At 68.7% G+C, this 14,688-nt stretch carries 15 protein-coding genes; 12 read left to right on the top strand and 3 right to left on the bottom strand.

Annotated features, from left to right (window positions below):
* Window positions 1-164: 164 nt before the first annotated feature.
* The 5 genes from ACFWQC_RS18720 to ACFWQC_RS18700 all read left to right on the top strand — a co-directional run bounded on the left by ACFWQC_RS18720 (window position 165) and on the right by ACFWQC_RS18700 (window position 5,202).
* Window positions 165-896 (top strand): hypothetical protein, encoded by a 732-nt coding sequence (locus tag ACFWQC_RS18720; RefSeq protein ID WP_378681088.1) that lies wholly within the window; start codon window positions 165-167, stop codon window positions 894-896.
* A 64-nt stretch (window positions 897-960) separates the two neighbouring features.
* Window positions 961-1,746, top strand: coding sequence for a DUF1684 domain-containing protein (locus ACFWQC_RS18715; protein ID WP_378681085.1), 786 nt, complete (start codon window positions 961-963; stop codon window positions 1,744-1,746).
* Window positions 1,747-1,821: 75 nt separating this feature from the next.
* Window positions 1,822-2,721 (top strand): GNAT family N-acetyltransferase, encoded by a 900-nt coding sequence (locus tag ACFWQC_RS18710; protein WP_378681082.1) that lies wholly within the window; start codon window positions 1,822-1,824, stop codon window positions 2,719-2,721.
* A 61-nt stretch (window positions 2,722-2,782) separates the two neighbouring features.
* A complete protein-coding gene (guaB, locus tag ACFWQC_RS18705; RefSeq protein WP_378681079.1) occupies window positions 2,783-4,282 on the top strand; it encodes an IMP dehydrogenase in 1,500 nt (499 codons plus the stop codon).
* Between the two features lie 122 nt (window positions 4,283-4,404).
* Window positions 4,405-5,202, top strand: a complete 798-nt coding sequence (locus ACFWQC_RS18700; protein ID WP_378681076.1) for a DUF1684 domain-containing protein — start codon at window positions 4,405-4,407, stop codon at window positions 5,200-5,202.
* A gap of 8 nt (window positions 5,203-5,210) precedes the next feature.
* Here the strand turns inward: ACFWQC_RS18700 and ACFWQC_RS18695 are convergent, their stop codons facing one another.
* Window positions 5,211-6,608 carry an MFS transporter gene (locus ACFWQC_RS18695; RefSeq protein WP_378681073.1) on the bottom strand — a complete coding sequence of 466 codons (1,398 nt, stop codon included), beginning with the start codon at window positions 6,606-6,608 and terminating at the stop codon, window positions 5,211-5,213.
* Between the two features lie 118 nt (window positions 6,609-6,726).
* On the opposite strand from ACFWQC_RS18695, the gene ACFWQC_RS18690 reads away from it, so the two are divergent.
* From ACFWQC_RS18690 to ACFWQC_RS18675, 4 genes are all read left to right on the top strand, one after another.
* Window positions 6,727-7,557 (top strand): helix-turn-helix transcriptional regulator, encoded by an 831-nt coding sequence (locus tag ACFWQC_RS18690; RefSeq protein ID WP_378681070.1) that lies wholly within the window; start codon window positions 6,727-6,729, stop codon window positions 7,555-7,557.
* Window positions 7,558-7,773: 216 nt separating this feature from the next.
* The gene (locus ACFWQC_RS18685) at window positions 7,774-9,039 is read left to right on the top strand and encodes a hypothetical protein (protein WP_378681067.1); all 1,266 of its coding nucleotides are present in this window, start codon (window positions 7,774-7,776) and stop codon (window positions 9,037-9,039) included.
* 197 nt (window positions 9,040-9,236) lie between these two features.
* Window positions 9,237-9,773 carry a hypothetical protein gene (locus tag ACFWQC_RS18680; RefSeq protein ID WP_378681064.1) on the top strand — a complete coding sequence of 179 codons (537 nt, stop codon included), beginning with the start codon at window positions 9,237-9,239 and terminating at the stop codon, window positions 9,771-9,773.
* A 14-nt stretch (window positions 9,774-9,787) separates the two neighbouring features.
* Entirely contained in the window at window positions 9,788-10,144 is a 357-nt protein-coding gene (locus ACFWQC_RS18675) for a hypothetical protein (RefSeq protein ID WP_378681061.1), read from the top strand.
* 15 nt (window positions 10,145-10,159) lie between these two features.
* Here the strand turns inward: ACFWQC_RS18675 and ACFWQC_RS18670 are convergent, their stop codons facing one another.
* The gene (locus tag ACFWQC_RS18670; protein ID WP_378681058.1) at window positions 10,160-10,957 is read right to left on the bottom strand and encodes a helix-turn-helix domain-containing protein; all 798 of its coding nucleotides are present in this window, start codon (window positions 10,955-10,957) and stop codon (window positions 10,160-10,162) included.
* A 63-nt stretch (window positions 10,958-11,020) separates the two neighbouring features.
* Here ACFWQC_RS18670 and ACFWQC_RS18665 point away from each other — a divergent pair, with 63 nt between their 5' ends.
* Window positions 11,021-11,494 (top strand): DUF3224 domain-containing protein, encoded by a 474-nt coding sequence (locus tag ACFWQC_RS18665; RefSeq protein WP_378681055.1) that lies wholly within the window; start codon window positions 11,021-11,023, stop codon window positions 11,492-11,494.
* Here ACFWQC_RS18665 and ACFWQC_RS18660 read toward each other — a convergent pair.
* Window positions 11,479-12,144: a winged helix-turn-helix transcriptional regulator gene (locus ACFWQC_RS18660; protein ID WP_378681053.1), complete on the bottom strand. Its 666-nt coding sequence runs from the start codon at window positions 12,142-12,144 to the stop codon at window positions 11,479-11,481. The genes ACFWQC_RS18665 and ACFWQC_RS18660 overlap by 16 nt on opposite strands.
* A 201-nt stretch (window positions 12,145-12,345) precedes the next feature.
* Here ACFWQC_RS18660 and ACFWQC_RS18655 point away from each other — a divergent pair, with 201 nt between their 5' ends.
* Complete coding sequence (locus ACFWQC_RS18655) at window positions 12,346-13,167, top strand: class I SAM-dependent methyltransferase (RefSeq protein ID WP_378681051.1); 822 nt, start codon at window positions 12,346-12,348, stop codon at window positions 13,165-13,167.
* Between the two features lie 72 nt (window positions 13,168-13,239).
* Window positions 13,240-14,346: a GuaB3 family IMP dehydrogenase-related protein gene (locus ACFWQC_RS18650; protein ID WP_378681048.1), complete on the top strand. Its 1,107-nt coding sequence runs from the start codon at window positions 13,240-13,242 to the stop codon at window positions 14,344-14,346.
* Window positions 14,347-14,688: the final 342 nt, after the last annotated feature.

Raw genomic sequence — 14,688 nt, 5'->3', positions numbered from 1 at the left:
TACGCGAGTGCGTCTCTTTGCGATTACCCCCCCGCCACCCCACACCCACTTTGTTATCTCCGTGGGCGCCCCGCCGGGGGGCGTATGCCCCGACTCGGCGATTTCAGTGAATGACCAGCTCGTCGCAACCTTCTGGTCATCGCGCCAGGCCATGGTTCTCCGCGATGACCGAGACCGCTGCCGATGACGACTGTGTCGAGACCAACACGGTCGAATGGGTGATCGCAGCCCTCCTCGCCCTCCTTCTCCTGAGACTCCTGTGGAGCCTGGCGAGGAACGAGAACCTTCTCCCGGGTGAGGTCGTCAACCATCTGCTCCACCCGGACGTCCTCGCCGGGGTATGGCTCACGATCAGGCTGACCGTGCTGGTCTTCGCGGTGGCCTGGGCGATCGGGCTCGTCGCGATCTGGATAGAGAGGTCGGGCAACCCGGTGCTGGGCGGGATCGCGGCGGCGTACGTCTGGGTCTTCGGCAGCATCCCGGTGCTCGTCCAGCTGCTGCTGTGGAGCAACATCGCGCTGATCTTTCCCGACATCACCTTCGGGATCCCGGGGGTCCACATCGACGCGGTCCGGCTGGTCACGCCGGTCTACGCGGCGATCGCGGGGCTGGCGCTGGCGATGGGAGCGTACGCGGCCAAGGCTGCCCCGGGCGGTGACCGGCTGACCGCGCTGGGCGACCTTCTGGTGACGACGCTCCAGATGACGAGCCTGGTCTCGGTGCTCTCGATCACCGACCTGCTCGGGGTCGTCCAGGCGCTCGAGGAGCGCAGCCATCTGATCATCCCGCTGCTGATGGTGGCCGCGATCTGGTACCTCGTCCTGGTCACCACGGCCCGCGGCGCGATCCGTCTGGCTCGGCTCTCTCGTGTGACGGGTCAGGTGCGCCGACGGTAAACCCGAGGTAAAAGCAGCGACCATTGCAAGACCTGGCAACGCAACTCTTTGTAGAGTGCAGCGCGTGACTTTCGAGCGGTCTTGGCAACGGTGGCGCGATGAGCGGGAAGCCGAGCTGAGAAGCCCCGAAGGTTTCCTGGCGATCACCGGCCTGCACTGGCTGGGCCGCAGGCCGGTCCGGTTCCCCGGCATCCCAGGTGTTTGGTCGACAGGTCCGGAGGGTGCAGTCGTCGAGCTCGGCGAGGGCGAGTGGCTCGAGCTCGGCGGCGCCAAGCTCGCCGGCCGGCACGTCTTCGGTCACGTGGATCCCGTCGGCGTGATCGCGACCTTCGATGGCGGGACGGTCGAGGTCGCCGATCGCTTCGGCACTCCGGTGCTGCGGCCGCGGCAGCCTGACGGGCCGTTCCTGCGCGACTACACCGGCACACCGACGTACGCTCCGGACTCGGCGTGGCAGGTCAGGGCCTCCTTCACCGCCTACGAGACGAACCGGCCGATCTCGGTCGGCTCCGTGGTCGAGGGCCGTTCGAGCATCATCGACGCCGTGGGGGAGGTCGCGTTCGAGGTGGGTGGCCGCCCGCAGCGGCTGATCGCGTTCGACGGTGGCGACGGCGAGCTGTGGCTCCTGTTCACCGACGAGACCAGCGGCGTGACGACCTACGCCGCCTGCCGCCAGCTCGCCGTCGAACCACCGGTCGACGGCACCGTCGTCCTCGACTTCAACCGCGCCAAGAACATGCCCTGCGCCTACACGATCCACGCCACCTGTCCGCTCCCGCCCGCGACCAACCACATCGACGTGCTCGTCGAAGCGGGCGAGCGGACCCCGCCGAGACCACCTGCTGACTGACCGGGTCGAAGGTTTAACCGTGGGTAACGGACCAGAAACAGCGAAACAGGCAGACTAGGGCTCATGGTGGGGACGATGTTGTGGAGAGTGCGTACGACGCTGCCGGACCGACCGGGCACGCTGGCGGCGCTGGCGCAGCGCTGTGGTGAGGCCGGGGTCAACATCCTGGGGATGCAGATCTTCCCAGGGCTGGCGCAGGTCACCGACGAGTTCGTGCTGCGTACGCCCGAAGGCTGGGGCGAGAAGGAGATCTGCGACCTGGTCTCCTCCGCGGGAGGCGGCGCGATCGTCATCCAGACCGCGACCGAGGCGGCTCTGGCCGACCAGCCGACGCGCTACGTGCAGGCGGCCCGGCACGTCCTGGAGCGGCCGATGTCGTTCCCGGAGGTGGTCGCCCAGCTCTTCGACGCCGAGGCCGAGGCCCCGCCCGGGGTCGTCCACGACACCATGGAGCTGCGCGTCGCCGACGTCGACGTCCAGCTGCACCGCACTGCCCCCTTCACCGCGACCGAGCACGCCCGCGGCTCCGCGATGGCCGACCTGGTCAACGACGTCCTCGACCGCAGCCGCGAGTCCGCGGCGATCGGCACCACCCCGCCCGTACGCCGCCTGGGCACCGGAAGCACCCCCGACCTCGTCGTCACCGGCGAAGCCGTCACCGCCCTGATCGACGGCGTCGCCGTCGGCATCGGCGAGGTCCTGGCGCCGACCGAGGAGGACAAGAACGTACGCATCGTCAATCTGCGCGTCGACCCGGCCTGGCAGCGCCGCGGCATCGGCACCCGGCTGCTGGTCGACACCGCCAGGCTCGCGCACATGCTCGGAGCCGACGAGATCCTGCTCACCACCCAGTCCGACAACCAGGCCGTGCTGCCCATGGTTCTCGCCGCCGGGATGCGCGGACGCATCCGGATGGCCGGCGACCTGCTGACCGTCAAGGTGCCGGTGCGGGACCTCAAGCCGCTGCGGACCTGAGTTCGTCCGGATGACTCCTCACGTTTTCAGCCACGCGGGAGCCGGACCGTAGAATCTCTTCATGGAGATCCCGGAGAAGTTCGCGACGCTCGGCCTCACCTACGACGACGTACTCCTGATGCCTGGATACTCGGATCTGGCGCCGTCTGACATCGATACGACCTCCCGGCTGACCCGCGAGATCAACCTGCGGGTCCCGCTGATCTCCGCGGCGATGGACACCGTGACCGAGTCCCGGATGGCGATCGCGATGGCGCGTCAGGGTGGCATCGGGGTTCTCCACCGCAACCTGAGCATCGAGGATCAGGCCTACCAGGTCGACCTGGTCAAGCGCACCCAGACCGGGATCATCTCCAACCCGGTCACCATCGGCCCCGACGCGACGCTGGAGCAGCTCGACAAGCTGGCCGGTGAGTATCGGATCTCCGGGTTCCCCGTCGTCGACGTCGACCAGAAGCTGATCGGCATCATCACCAACCGCGACCTCCGGTTCACCCCGGTCGCGGAGTGGGCGACCACCAAGGTCAACGAGGTGATGACCTCCAAGGACCTGATCACCGGCCCCGCCGAGATCTCGCGCGAAGAGGCCACCAAGCTGCTGCGTCAGCACAAGCTCGAGCGGCTCCCGCTGGTCGACACCGACGGCCGCATCACCGGCCTGATCACCGTCAAGGACTTCGTGAAGTCCGAGCAGTTCCCCGACGCCTCCAAGGACGCCCAGGGCCGGCTGCTCGTCGGTGCCGCGATCGGCTACTTCGGCGACGCCTGGCAGCGGGCCACCACCCTGATCGACGCCGGTGTCGACGTGCTCGTCGCGGACACGGCGCACGGCAACGTACGCATGCTGATCGACATGGTCCACCGCCTCAAGACCGACCCGGCCACCAAGCACGTCCAGGTCATCGGCGGCAACGTCGCCACCAAGGAAGGCGCGCAGAGCTTCGTCGACGCGGGCGCCGACGCGGTCAAGGTCGGTGTCGGTCCGGGCTCGATCTGCACCACCCGCGTCGTCACCGGCGTCGGCGTGCCGCAGATCTCCGCCGTCTACGAGGCATCCCTGGCCTGCAAGCCGGCCGGCGTCCCGGTCATCGCCGATGGCGGTCTGCGCTACTCCGGCGAGATCGGCAAGGCCATCGTCGCCGGCGCCGACACGGTGATGCTCGGCTCGATGCTCGCCGGCACCGAGGAGACCCCCGGCGACACGGTCCTGATCAACGGCAAGCAGTTCAAGGCCTACCGCGGCATGGGCTCGATGGGCGCGATGTCGAGCCGCGGCAAGAAGTCCTTCTCCAAGGACCGCTACTTCCAGGCCGAGGTCACCGACGACGACATGATCGTCCCCGAGGGTGTCGAGGGCCAGGTCGCCTACAAGGGCTCGCTGGCCACCGTCGCCCACCAGCTCACCGGCGGCCTGCACCAGACCATGTTCTACGTCGGGGCGCGCACCATCGCCGAGCTCCAGACCCAGGGCCGCTTCATGCGGATCACCTCCGCCTCGCTCAAGGAGTCGCACCCCCACGACGTCCAGGTCACCGCCGAGGCACCGAACTACCACGTCTGAGGCGGCTCCTCCCGCGACAACTTCATCACGATGTGGTCTTTTCGGGCACGAGTCCGGAGTGATCGGAGTTCAATCCCTGAGTTGTATCTGGGGCTTGCATTCTGAACCTTCCGGGAGGACCCATGACCGTCATCGACACCGAGACCCTCGCCCAGGAGTGGGCAGCGTGGCACGAGGAGCACGAGAAGAGGCGCGCCTCGGCTCACGGGTTCCTCGCGATCACCTCGATCCGCTGGCTCGGCGAGGAGCCGGAGACGTACGACGACGTGCCGGGCGCCTGGTCGAGCGGCCCCGAGGGTCTCGTGGTCTCGCTGGCGCCGGGTGAGTCGCTGGTCGTCGACGGCGTCGAGGTCACCGGCCGGCACTCGTTCGGGGTCATCGACGAGCGCGGTGGGATCACCGCCGAGTTCGGTGACGCGGTTGTCGAGATCGCCAATCGCGGCGGCAGCGACATCATCCGCCCCCGCCACCCCGACAATCCGGTCCTCACCGGCTACCAGGGGACGGAGGCGTACGCGCCGGACCCGAGATGGGCCGTGCCCGGGCGGTTCGTCGCGTACGAGACGCCTGTGCCGACCACCGTCGGCTCGGTCGTCGACGGCCTGGAGCACGTCTACGAGGCCGTCGGAGAGATCGAGTTCGAGGTGGGCGGTGCGGTCCACAGCCTCGTCGCCTTCCCCGGCTCCGCGCCCGGCTCGCTGCACGTGCTGTTCGTCGACGAGACCTCCGGCAGGACGACGTACGCAGCCAATCGCACCCTCTCGGTGGACGCGCCGGACGAGGAGGGCAACCTCGTGATCGACTTCAACCGCGCCACCAACCTGCCGTGCGCCTACACCGACCACGCCACCTGCCCGCTCCCACCGGCCGGCAACCGGCTGCCGGTCGCGGTCGAGGCGGGGGAGAAGATCCCCGCCTGACCGCGCGGTCAGCCGCGGCGGGGCAGTCCGACGGCCACGAGCAGTGCCGCGACCAGGACGAGGACCGCGTTGACCGCGATCGCCACCTGGAGAGCACCGAGCGAGGCGACTCCGCCGGCAGCGGTGGCGACGGTGGACATGATCGGGATGCCGAGAGCGATCGCGACCTGCTGGGTCATCATCGCCAGACCGGTGGCCAGGCCCTGCTCGTGGTCGGGGAGCCCGGAGGTCGCCGCGACCATGAACCCGACGATCGCGGCGACGTGCCCGATGGCGCCGATGAAGTTCATCAGGCCGATGAACCACAGCCAGCCGACCGAGGGCCCGATCAGCACGAGTGCGCCGGTGGTGACCGCCTGGATCGCGAGCCCGCCGGCCACGGTGTTGCGTACGCCGAAGGTCTCGATCGTCCGCGATCCGACGGATCCGCCGATGATCGCCCCTGCCCCCATCGCGACGAGCATCAGCCCGGTCTGGAGCGCGTCGAGGCCGAGGACGTGCTGGAGGTACATCGTGAGCACGAAGACCAGCGACGACTCGAAGGCGAAGGTCGCGAAGCCGGCGATGTTGCCGAAGCCGATGGTGCGGCGAGTGAGGATGTGCAGCGGCACCAGCGGGTGCGGGTGCGTGGACTCGGCCCGCCAGAAGGCGACCAGCAGCACCACCGCGACGCCGATCGCCGCCAGCCCCCACACGTCGGTGATGCCCGCCTCGCCCAGGCGGGTCGCGCCGTAGACCAGCGCGAGCAGCCCGGACGTCACCAGCACAGCACCCGGGAGGTCGAGCCGCGACCGCTCCCGGTCGGCGGAGTCGCGCAGCACGAACGGCGCGACGGCGACCACCAGCAACGCGATCGGCACGTTCACCAGGAACGCCCAGCGCCACGACAGCAGATCGGTGAGTACGCCACCCAGCACCGCCCCGGCGGTGAACCCGGTCGACATCACCACGCTGTTCAGCCCCAGGGCGCGCTGGCGCAGCGGCCCCTCCGGGAAGGAGACGGTGAGCAAGGAGAGCGCCGCCGGGGTGACCGCGGCGGTCGCGAGACCCTGGGCGACCCGGGCAGTGAGCAGCAGCTCCGGTGAGGTGGCGACCCCGCCGAGCAGGGAGGCGGCGCCCAGCGCGACCATGCCGATCAGGAAGACCCGCCGCCGGCCGACGTAGTCGCCGATCCGGCCGAAGAGCAGCGTGAACCCGGCCGCGCACAGCGCGAACGCGGTCGCGATCCACTGCACGTCAGCCTCGGCGAAGCCGAGGCTCTCGCCGACGGTCGGCAGCGCCACGTTGAGGATCGAGAAGTCGACGGTGAGGGTGAACTGGGAGGCGAGCAGCAGCAGGAGCACCAGCAGCTGTCCGCGGGTCATGGCGGCCGGGCGTACGGGCTCGGCCTGCGTGGTGAGGGTCATGACATCAACGCTCTGGCAGATGACGTACGCCAGCCAGACACCTGTCCTGCCACCCACCCGCCTGCCTGTCACTGACAGGGGCAGGAAGAAATCGCGGTTCGGCCGCACTATAGGAACCATGACGACCGAGCTCGGAGAGTTCCTGCGAAGCCGCCGGGCGGCGATCAGTCCCGAGGACGCCGGGCTGGTGTCCTTCGGCGCTCGCCGCGTACCCGGGCTCCGGCGTGAGGAGCTGGCGATGCTGGCCGGCGTCTCGCCGACCTACTACACCCGGCTCGAGCAAGCCGACCACCACAACGCCTCCGACTCGGTGATCGACTCGCTCGCCCGGGCGCTGCGGCTGAGCGCGGAGGAGCACGACCACCTGCGTCGCCTGGCGCGCCCCGTCGAGACGGTCTCGGGCGGCGGCCGCAACGTGGAGCCGCGCCCGTCCGCGGTGGCGATGTTGATGGACTATCCCGGGCCGGCGCTCATCGTCGACCACGCCAACCATGTGCTCGCCTGGAACGATCTCGGTCACCGACTCTTCGGACATGGGCTGGACTTCGACGCCCCGTACGCGGGCCGTCCGCAGCGCCCCAATCTGATCCGTCGGTTCTTCCTCGAGCCCGGCGGGCCGGAGCTCTTCGTCGACCCCGAGGGCACCGCGCTACAGATGGTCGGCTTCCTGCGCTACTCCTCGGGCCTGCACCCCGACGACCACATCCTCAGCTGTCTGGTCGGCGAGCTCGTCCAGCGCAGCGACCTGTTCGCCGAGCTGTGGGCCGAGCATCCGGTGATCGACTGCGGCTACGGGATCAAGCGGCTGCGGCACCCGGCGGCGGGACGGATGGACCTGGCGTACGAGGCGATGGTGCTGCCCGAGACCAGCCAGCGCATCGTGCTCTACCGGGCCGAGCCCGGCTCGCCTTCAGCCGCGGCGCTGGAGCAGCTCGCGCCTGGGTTGTGAACCTGAGCGTGGTCTATAGGTCACGCTCAGGTTCACAACCTCTACAGGTCCTTCGCGTACGTCGCGGGGGGAGCGCAGATGATCTCCCGGAACGTACGTGCCAAGTGATGATGAACTCGCATCTGCCATCGTTCGTAAAGCCTTCAGGGTAGGCTCCGAGCGTCGCGGTGATCTTGATGTCGCCTGTGCGCTAATGGTGAGTCTCTCGGGGGTCTGATGCGTTCTGTCCGTGGTCGTTGGAAATCTATTGGTGTCCTCGCCGGCGCGAGCGCGCTGTTGATTGCGCTGGTTTCGGGCTGTGGTGCTGAAGGGGAACCAGCTGCCAATGACACGGGCGGCTCTAACCGGAGCTCGGGTTCCACCTCTGCTTCTCCGAGCTCAGAGGCCAAGGAGCCCGTGTTCGGTGACATCAACGCCGATGGGTACGGCGATGCGGTGGTCAGAGCCGCCAGCCTGATGGACTTCACCTCTGATGGGTCAGTCTTCAAGATGGCCAGCACCTCAGTGCCGACGAATTACCCAGAGGTGCTGTGCGACTTCGATGGCGACGGTCTCCCCAATGCCATCGAGGAGACTCGGGCCCGCAAGGGCACGACGGTCGATACTTACAGCGCCCTGGACCCGGAGGGGAACCCGATCGCATCGGTCAAGCGCCAGCGCAAGGTGCAAGGCCTGGTCGTCAATGGCGTCCATTGCGGCGACTTCGACGGCGACGGTCGCCCCGACATCGGCCTCGAGGAAGACATCTACAACCTCGCCGAGCTGGATCGCCCCGAGCTCCACAAGGTGGAGTCGATGCGAGTCCGGTTCACGGTCTACCGCCAGGTGGCATCCGGGAAGCTCGGCAAGCCTGAGGTATGGCTCGATACGCAGACCCCCGAGGGCGAGTCCAACAACACAGTCTTCGACAAGCGCATCGCGGTCGCTGACCTGAACGGCGATGCCAAGGACGATCTGAGTCTCTTCGTGGACTACACGACGCGCGATTTCATGTCCGGCGGGTTGGGTGCCATGTGCGGGCAGGTCGCGGCCTACTCCAACGGCAAGACGTTCCGGCGCGGCCCGGTGCAGAAGTTCGTCGACAAGGACCGCGGAGGCAGTTCGGTCGAGGATGCCGAGACCGCGTGCGAAGCCGTCCCTGCCGACACCGACGGGGACAGCGCCGACGAGTTGGTCGGCCTCGATGACGCCGGCAAGGCCGATGTGTGGTCGGCCAAGGGCGGCAAGTGGAACCGGACCAAGGCCAGCACCCGGCCGACCAAGGGTGGTGCGGACAGCCCCGGCATGCTCGTCGGTGCCACCGACGTCAACGGCGACGGCCTCACCGACCTGATCTCGATCACCGGCACGGACCAGGCATCGGTCATGCTGCACGCGGCACAGCCCGGGGGCGCACTCGCCGCTCCGAAGAAGATCCTTCAGCTTTCGATGAGCTCGAGCAACTACAAGATCGTGCCGAACCACCTGAAGCCGGCACGGTGACCGAACGGAGTACAGCTGTGAGTCTTCTTGCCCATCGACTACGACGTGGCTTGGCGGTGCTCTTCACTATCCCGGTCGTCGCGCTTGCTCTGCCGGCGGAAGCTACAACCTCAGAGCCCAGCCCGGCGCCGTCCGCTTCAGAGGGCGCCTCGGCGAACCCTCCACTGCCATCGGCCTACGTCGCCGGCAAGACCAAGGTGTTGAAGCCGTCAGGCTCTTACGCCGGCTGGCAGACCTTCCGCAGCAAGGGACCCGGCCTCAGCATCAAGGTCCCTCGCACGTGGAAGGAGGACGAGCAACTGGCCACGATCGACGGTGACAACGAGAGCGGCATCACCGGCGCCGATCAGCGCTTCATCACGTTGCCGCCCTGGGGTGAGGGAGTGGCCGACTGGACCGGCCTCGTAGAGCTCTTCGCCAAGAAGGACGAACCGCTCTTCGGAGGACCAACCGAAGACGTCTCAGACATGCCGGCCTGGCTGGACGGGCAGGTCGCCTCGAGGCTGCACGATCCGACCATGGCGTTCAGACTGCCCAATCTGAAGGTCGGCGGCCTGGAGTTCTACCACTACGTCGACTACTCCAGCGGCGATGGGGGCGCTCGCTGGCACAAGTTCGGTGGGTACCACAAGAAGCACTTCATCAACTTCAGCTGGAGCTTCCACTACATGATCTCGGCCGAAGAGGTCGAGAAGTACATCAACCAGATCATGGCGACCATCAAGGTCTCGTGAGAAGGGAAGCGGCAATGCGCATCGCGAATCTGATCGTCGTGCTGATCTCGGCCTGCGCCCTCAGCGCGTGCGGCGCTGGAACGGACGAGACCGGGGCTGGAGCCGAGACCCCCGCTGTGAAGGCCGATCCACTCTCTGAGCGAGACCAGGTGCTCTGCACACACACCGAGAATCTCCCCCCTCAGGAGGAAGATGAAGACGGGGCCTGGGACACCGTCTTCCTCATGATGAGCGACTGGGCCGAGGACACCGAGATCCGGGCCGTCGCCAACGAGTACAGGACGACCTACCTCGAGCCGGAAGACGCCGCGGTCTACCCCGACCGCATCCTGAAGATCTGCGCCAAGCACGGAGCCGTGGAAGGCGACTGAGTCCGCGTTAACGGGTCAGAGGTCCTTGGCATACGCCGCCGGGGGAGCCCCCACGACGTCCCGGAACGTACGCACCAGATGGGCCTGATCGCTGAAGTCCAGCTCCGCGGCGACCTCGGCCCAGTCGACGTCGCCGGAGTGGGCGCGAGCGGCGACCTCCAGCACGCGGAACCGCTGCACGACCCACTTCGGGCCGATCCCGACGTATTCGCTGAACAGGCGCTGCAGCGACCGAAGGCTCACGCCGGCACGGTCGGCGAGCTGCTCGGCGCGGGTGATCGAGCGGTCGTCCTCGGCGAGGGTCACCAAGCGGCGTACGTCCTCGGTGACCGGGTCGGTGGGGAGGCCGACCTCCAGGAGGTAGGACTCCATCGCGGCAGCCATCTCCGCGGGATCCGCGACGGCGAGGATTCGCTCGGCCGCCGGCCGGTCATCGACGCCGAGCAGCTCCTGAGCCGGGACCACCTGGTCGGCGATCGCGCTGACCCGGCTGCCGAGCACCGGACGGAAGAGGCCGGGCAGGAACGAGACGCCGAGCGTGTGGCCCCGGCCGGTCAGATGCCGGATGAACGGGCGCCGGCCGATCCCGTGCACCAGCAGCCGCCCATCCTCGGCGGCGACGTGGATCCGCGGCTGCGGGATGACCTGCTGGTCGTGCGGGTGCTCGAGCTCCCAGCCGACGTACCAGTGGTAGTCCACGTGTCCCGCGACCTCGCGGGAGGGCGCGAACCGCTCGGTGGTGATCGCCTTGGCTGCCGTCACCGGGCGCACGATCGCGTCGGGATAGCCCCTGCCCTCGGTGTCGTCGGCCATGTCGTCAACGATATGGCGCGTTCCTTCAATCCCGCGTCCCTGCTCCCGGAGCAGGCTGGACCCATGACCGAACAGAGCACTGACAAGACCTACGGCAACAAGGCGAGCACCACGATGACCGTGGCGCGCTGGCACGAGGCGGCCTACGTCGACATCGACGGCGAGGGCACCAAGATGGGGGACGACGTCTACATCCCCCACCGTGGGCTGACCACCGCCGAGACGGACTACACCTACGCCGGCGAGATCCAGGGCACGGGTGTCGCGCGGATGATCGGCGCCTACGGCAACCCCGTCGGCGGCGCGGTCTTCGAGGCGTACGAGCAGTTCGCCGGCTCCATCGCCGGGCAGGAGGGTTCGTGCGTGTGGCGGATCAGCGGGACGTACGCCGACGCCACCGTCCGCTCCCACCTCACCGTCGTCCCCGGCCTCGGCACCGGCGGCCTCGAAGGCCTCGTCGGCGAGGCCGACATGGTCCTCTCCGAGGAGGGTGGCGGCGAGGCGTACGGCTTCGTCCTCTCCTACGACTGGAGCTGAACTCGTCCTGCGTCGACCCGGGGGCGGGGGACGCGGGCGGCGGAGGACTGGCCGAGCCAGGAGGGCAGGGCGTGGCGTACCTCCTGGGCGGCGGCGATGGTGACCATCTCGGCGCGGAGCGCCATCGGCCAGGCGAGGTCGCCGCGCCAGATCTCGGTGAGCGTACGCAGACTGGCAGTGAGGCGCGCGTCCACCTCGAACCCGGGGTCGAAGTCGCAGACCTCGGCCTGGTCGGCGGCCACCATCAGCCACCAGCGGGCGACCTTCGGGTCGACGTCGGTGAGCCGGAACTCGACCACGGTGCGCTGCTCCGGCCACACGTCGATCGGGATCGTGCGGCGCATGTCCCACAGGAGCAGGTGGGGATCGAGGTCGGCCTGGCCCAGCGAGCTGACCCAGCGCGCACCCCACTCGTTGAGTGCGGTGACGACCGTGGCGAGCTCCTGGCCGCTGGCGGTGAGGTGGTAGGAGGTCCGGTGCCCCTCGCCGCGGCGCTGGATGATGCCCGCGCGCTCCAGGGTCCGCAGGCGCTTGGAGAGCAGGGCGGGCGACATCTTGGGCACCCCCCGGCGCAGCTCGTTGAAGTGGGTGCTGCCGAGCAGAAGCTCGCGTACGACGAGCAGCGTCCACCGCTCGTCGAGCACTTCCATGGCTTTCGCCATCGGACAGAACTGGCCGTACCCCGCCATTGGACCGCCTCCCCCTGGTGCAGCCCGAGATCCCTGTCTGTTCAGTAGACCGCTATCGGTGGCGGGCGGCAAGTACAGATAAGGAACTATCCGAGGCTGCGGCGCGGGGGCGATGCTGGGGCTCCAGATCTCCTCTCGGGTCAGACCTCCGTGGAGGAAGCCATGACCGCAGCACCCGTCCAGCCAGACCTGAAGGCCCGCCACCGTGCGATGTGGGGCCTCGGGAACTATGCCCGGGTCGCCGACGAGCTCATCCCCGAGCTCGGCCAGGTGATCGTCGAGGCCTGCGAGATCGGGCCGGGCGACCGCGTACTCGACATCGCCGCCGGCACCGGGAACGCCGCCATCCCCGCAGCCCTGGCCGGCGCGGAGGTGACCGCGAGCGACCTGACGCCCGAGCTGCTCGAGGTCGGCCAGGCCCGGGCATCGAGTGAGACAGGTGCCGACTCGATCACCTGGCGCGTCGCCGATGCCGAGGCGCTGCCGTTCGACGATGCCGCCTTCGATGTCGTCATGTCCTGCGTCGGCATCATGTTCGCGCCGTTCCACCAGAAGGCCGCGGCCGAGCTGCTCCGGGTCGTACGGCCGGGCGGCCGGATCGGCCTGGTCAGCTGGACGCCGGAGGGCTTCATCGGCCAGATGTTCGCGACGATGAAGCCGTTCATGGCACCGCCGCCCGAGGGCGCGCAGCCGCCGCCGCGATGGGGCGACGAGACCCACGTACGTGGCCTGCTGGGCGACCAGGTGACCTCCGTCCAGGCCGAGAAGCGGATGGTCGCCATCGACTCGTTCGAGACCGGCGCGGAGTTCCGTGACTTCTTCAAGGCCTGCTACGGGCCGACGATCGTCGCCTATCGCGGGATCGCCGACGACGAGTCCCGGACCGCCGAGCTGGACGCCGCGCTCGCCGAGCTGGGGGACCGCTACGTCACGGCCGGGGTGATGAAGTGGGAGTACCTGCTGCTGACCGCGGTCCGTAGCTAGCCCGGTCGTGCGTGTGGCTCGGTGCGTGTGGCCTTTCCGATCTCGATCCGGTCCCGTGGAACAATCCGTCATGTGACTGAGATCGAGATCGGCCGGGCCAAGCGAGCACGACGGGCGTACGCCTTCGACGACGTGGCGATCGTGCCGTCCCGGCGCACCCGTGACACCACCGAGGTGAGCACCGACTGGCAGATCGACGCCTACCGCTTCGACATCCCGCTGATCGCCGCGCCGATGGATTCGGTGATGTCGCCCTCGACCGCGATCGCGATGGGCAAGCTCGGTGGCCTCGGCGTGCTCAACCTCGAGGGCGTGTGGACCCGCTACGACGACCCGCAGCCGCTGCTCGACGAGTTGGCCGAGCTGAGCGGTGTCGACGCGACCCGGCGTCTGCAGGAGATCTACGAGGCCCCGATCCGGGCCGAGCTGATCACCGAGCGGCTGCGCGAGGTGCGCGCTTCGGGCGTCACCGTGGCCGGGGCGCTTTCCCCGCAGCGTACGAAGGAGTTCGCCAAGGCCGTCGTCGACGCCGGCGTCGACCTCTTCGTCATCCGCGGCACCACGGTCTCGGCCGAGCACGTCTCCTCGCAGGCCGAGCCGCTCAACCTCAAGGAGTTCATCTACGAGCTAGACGTGCCGGTGATCGTGGGCGGGTGCGCCACCTACCAGGCGGCATTGCACCTGATGCGCACCGGCGCGGCCGGCGTGCTCGTCGGCTTCGGAGGCGGTGCGGCGCACACGACCCGGACCGTGCTCGGCGTGGCCGTGCCGATGGCCTCCGCGGTCGCCGATGTCGCTGCCGCGCGCCGCGACTACCTCGACGAGTCCGGGGGCCGCTACGTCCACGTCATCGCTGACGGCGCCGTCGGCCGCTCCGGCGACATCGCCAAGGCGGTCGCCTGCGGTGCCGACGCGGTCATGGTCGGTAGCCCGTTCGCGCGGGCGACGGATGCCCCCGGCAAGGGATTCCACTGGGGCAACGAGGCTCACCACGCCGACCTGCCCCGCGGTGAGCGCGTCGCCTTCGAGCCCGTCGGCACCTTCGAGGAGGTCCTCTTCGGTCCTTCGCACGTCGCCAACGGCACCATGAACCTCGTCGGCGCCCTCAAGCGCGCCATGGCCACGACCGGCTACACCGACCTCAAGGAGTTCCAGCGGATCGAGGTTGTCGTCGGCTAGCAGATCCCGAGCGAAGCGAGGGAACTGCGCCGGCGACAAGATCGAGCAAGCGCGCGGCGGGCAAGCGAAGCGCGCCCGGCGCGACCGCGCGTCGAGATCTACGCGTCGGCTGACCGCCGAGGCGTCACCCAGGTCGGCCGAGGCGTCGCTCCCGCAGGCCGAGAGGTCACGAAGGTGACATCTCGGCCTGTTTGCGTGACGCCTCGGGCGACGGGGCTGACGCTTCGGCGGACGTACGTGACGCTTCGGCGCAGGGTCCGGGCAGCTTCCCTCAGCGGCGGGACTCTGGTTGCCTGCGAGCCGACGCACGTGGGGGATGTGCGCTCGTTTGCAGGGGTCGGC

It is taken from the genome of Nocardioides sp. NPDC058538 (genome assembly GCF_042719275.1).
GTDB lineage: Bacteria > Actinomycetota > Actinomycetes > Propionibacteriales > Nocardioidaceae > Nocardioides.
Note: the sequence above shows the minus strand (reverse complement) of the source record. Positions and strands in the feature narration are given on the sequence as shown.

Coding starts and splice junctions, on each gene's coding strand:
- guaB (WP_378681079.1), top strand. CDS start 2,783: ATGGAGATCCCGGAGAAGTTCGCGACGCTCGGCCTCACCTACGACGAC.
- ACFWQC_RS18660 (WP_378681053.1), bottom strand. CDS start 12,144: ATGGAAGTGCTCGACGAGCGGTGGACGCTGCTCGTCGTACGCGAGCTT.
- ACFWQC_RS18675 (WP_378681061.1), top strand. CDS start 9,788: ATGCGCATCGCGAATCTGATCGTCGTGCTGATCTCGGCCTGCGCCCTC.
- ACFWQC_RS18720 (WP_378681088.1), top strand. CDS start 165: ATGACCGAGACCGCTGCCGATGACGACTGTGTCGAGACCAACACGGTC.
- ACFWQC_RS18690 (WP_378681070.1), top strand. CDS start 6,727: ATGACGACCGAGCTCGGAGAGTTCCTGCGAAGCCGCCGGGCGGCGATC.
- ACFWQC_RS18700 (WP_378681076.1), top strand. CDS start 4,405: ATGACCGTCATCGACACCGAGACCCTCGCCCAGGAGTGGGCAGCGTGG.
- ACFWQC_RS18685 (WP_378681067.1), top strand. CDS start 7,774: ATGCGTTCTGTCCGTGGTCGTTGGAAATCTATTGGTGTCCTCGCCGGC.
- ACFWQC_RS18695 (WP_378681073.1), bottom strand. CDS start 6,608: ATGACCCTCACCACGCAGGCCGAGCCCGTACGCCCGGCCGCCATGACC.
- ACFWQC_RS18665 (WP_378681055.1), top strand. CDS start 11,021: ATGACCGAACAGAGCACTGACAAGACCTACGGCAACAAGGCGAGCACC.
- ACFWQC_RS18655 (WP_378681051.1), top strand. CDS start 12,346: ATGACCGCAGCACCCGTCCAGCCAGACCTGAAGGCCCGCCACCGTGCG.
- ACFWQC_RS18670 (WP_378681058.1), bottom strand. CDS start 10,957: ATGGCCGACGACACCGAGGGCAGGGGCTATCCCGACGCGATCGTGCGC.
- ACFWQC_RS18710 (WP_378681082.1), top strand. CDS start 1,822: ATGTTGTGGAGAGTGCGTACGACGCTGCCGGACCGACCGGGCACGCTG.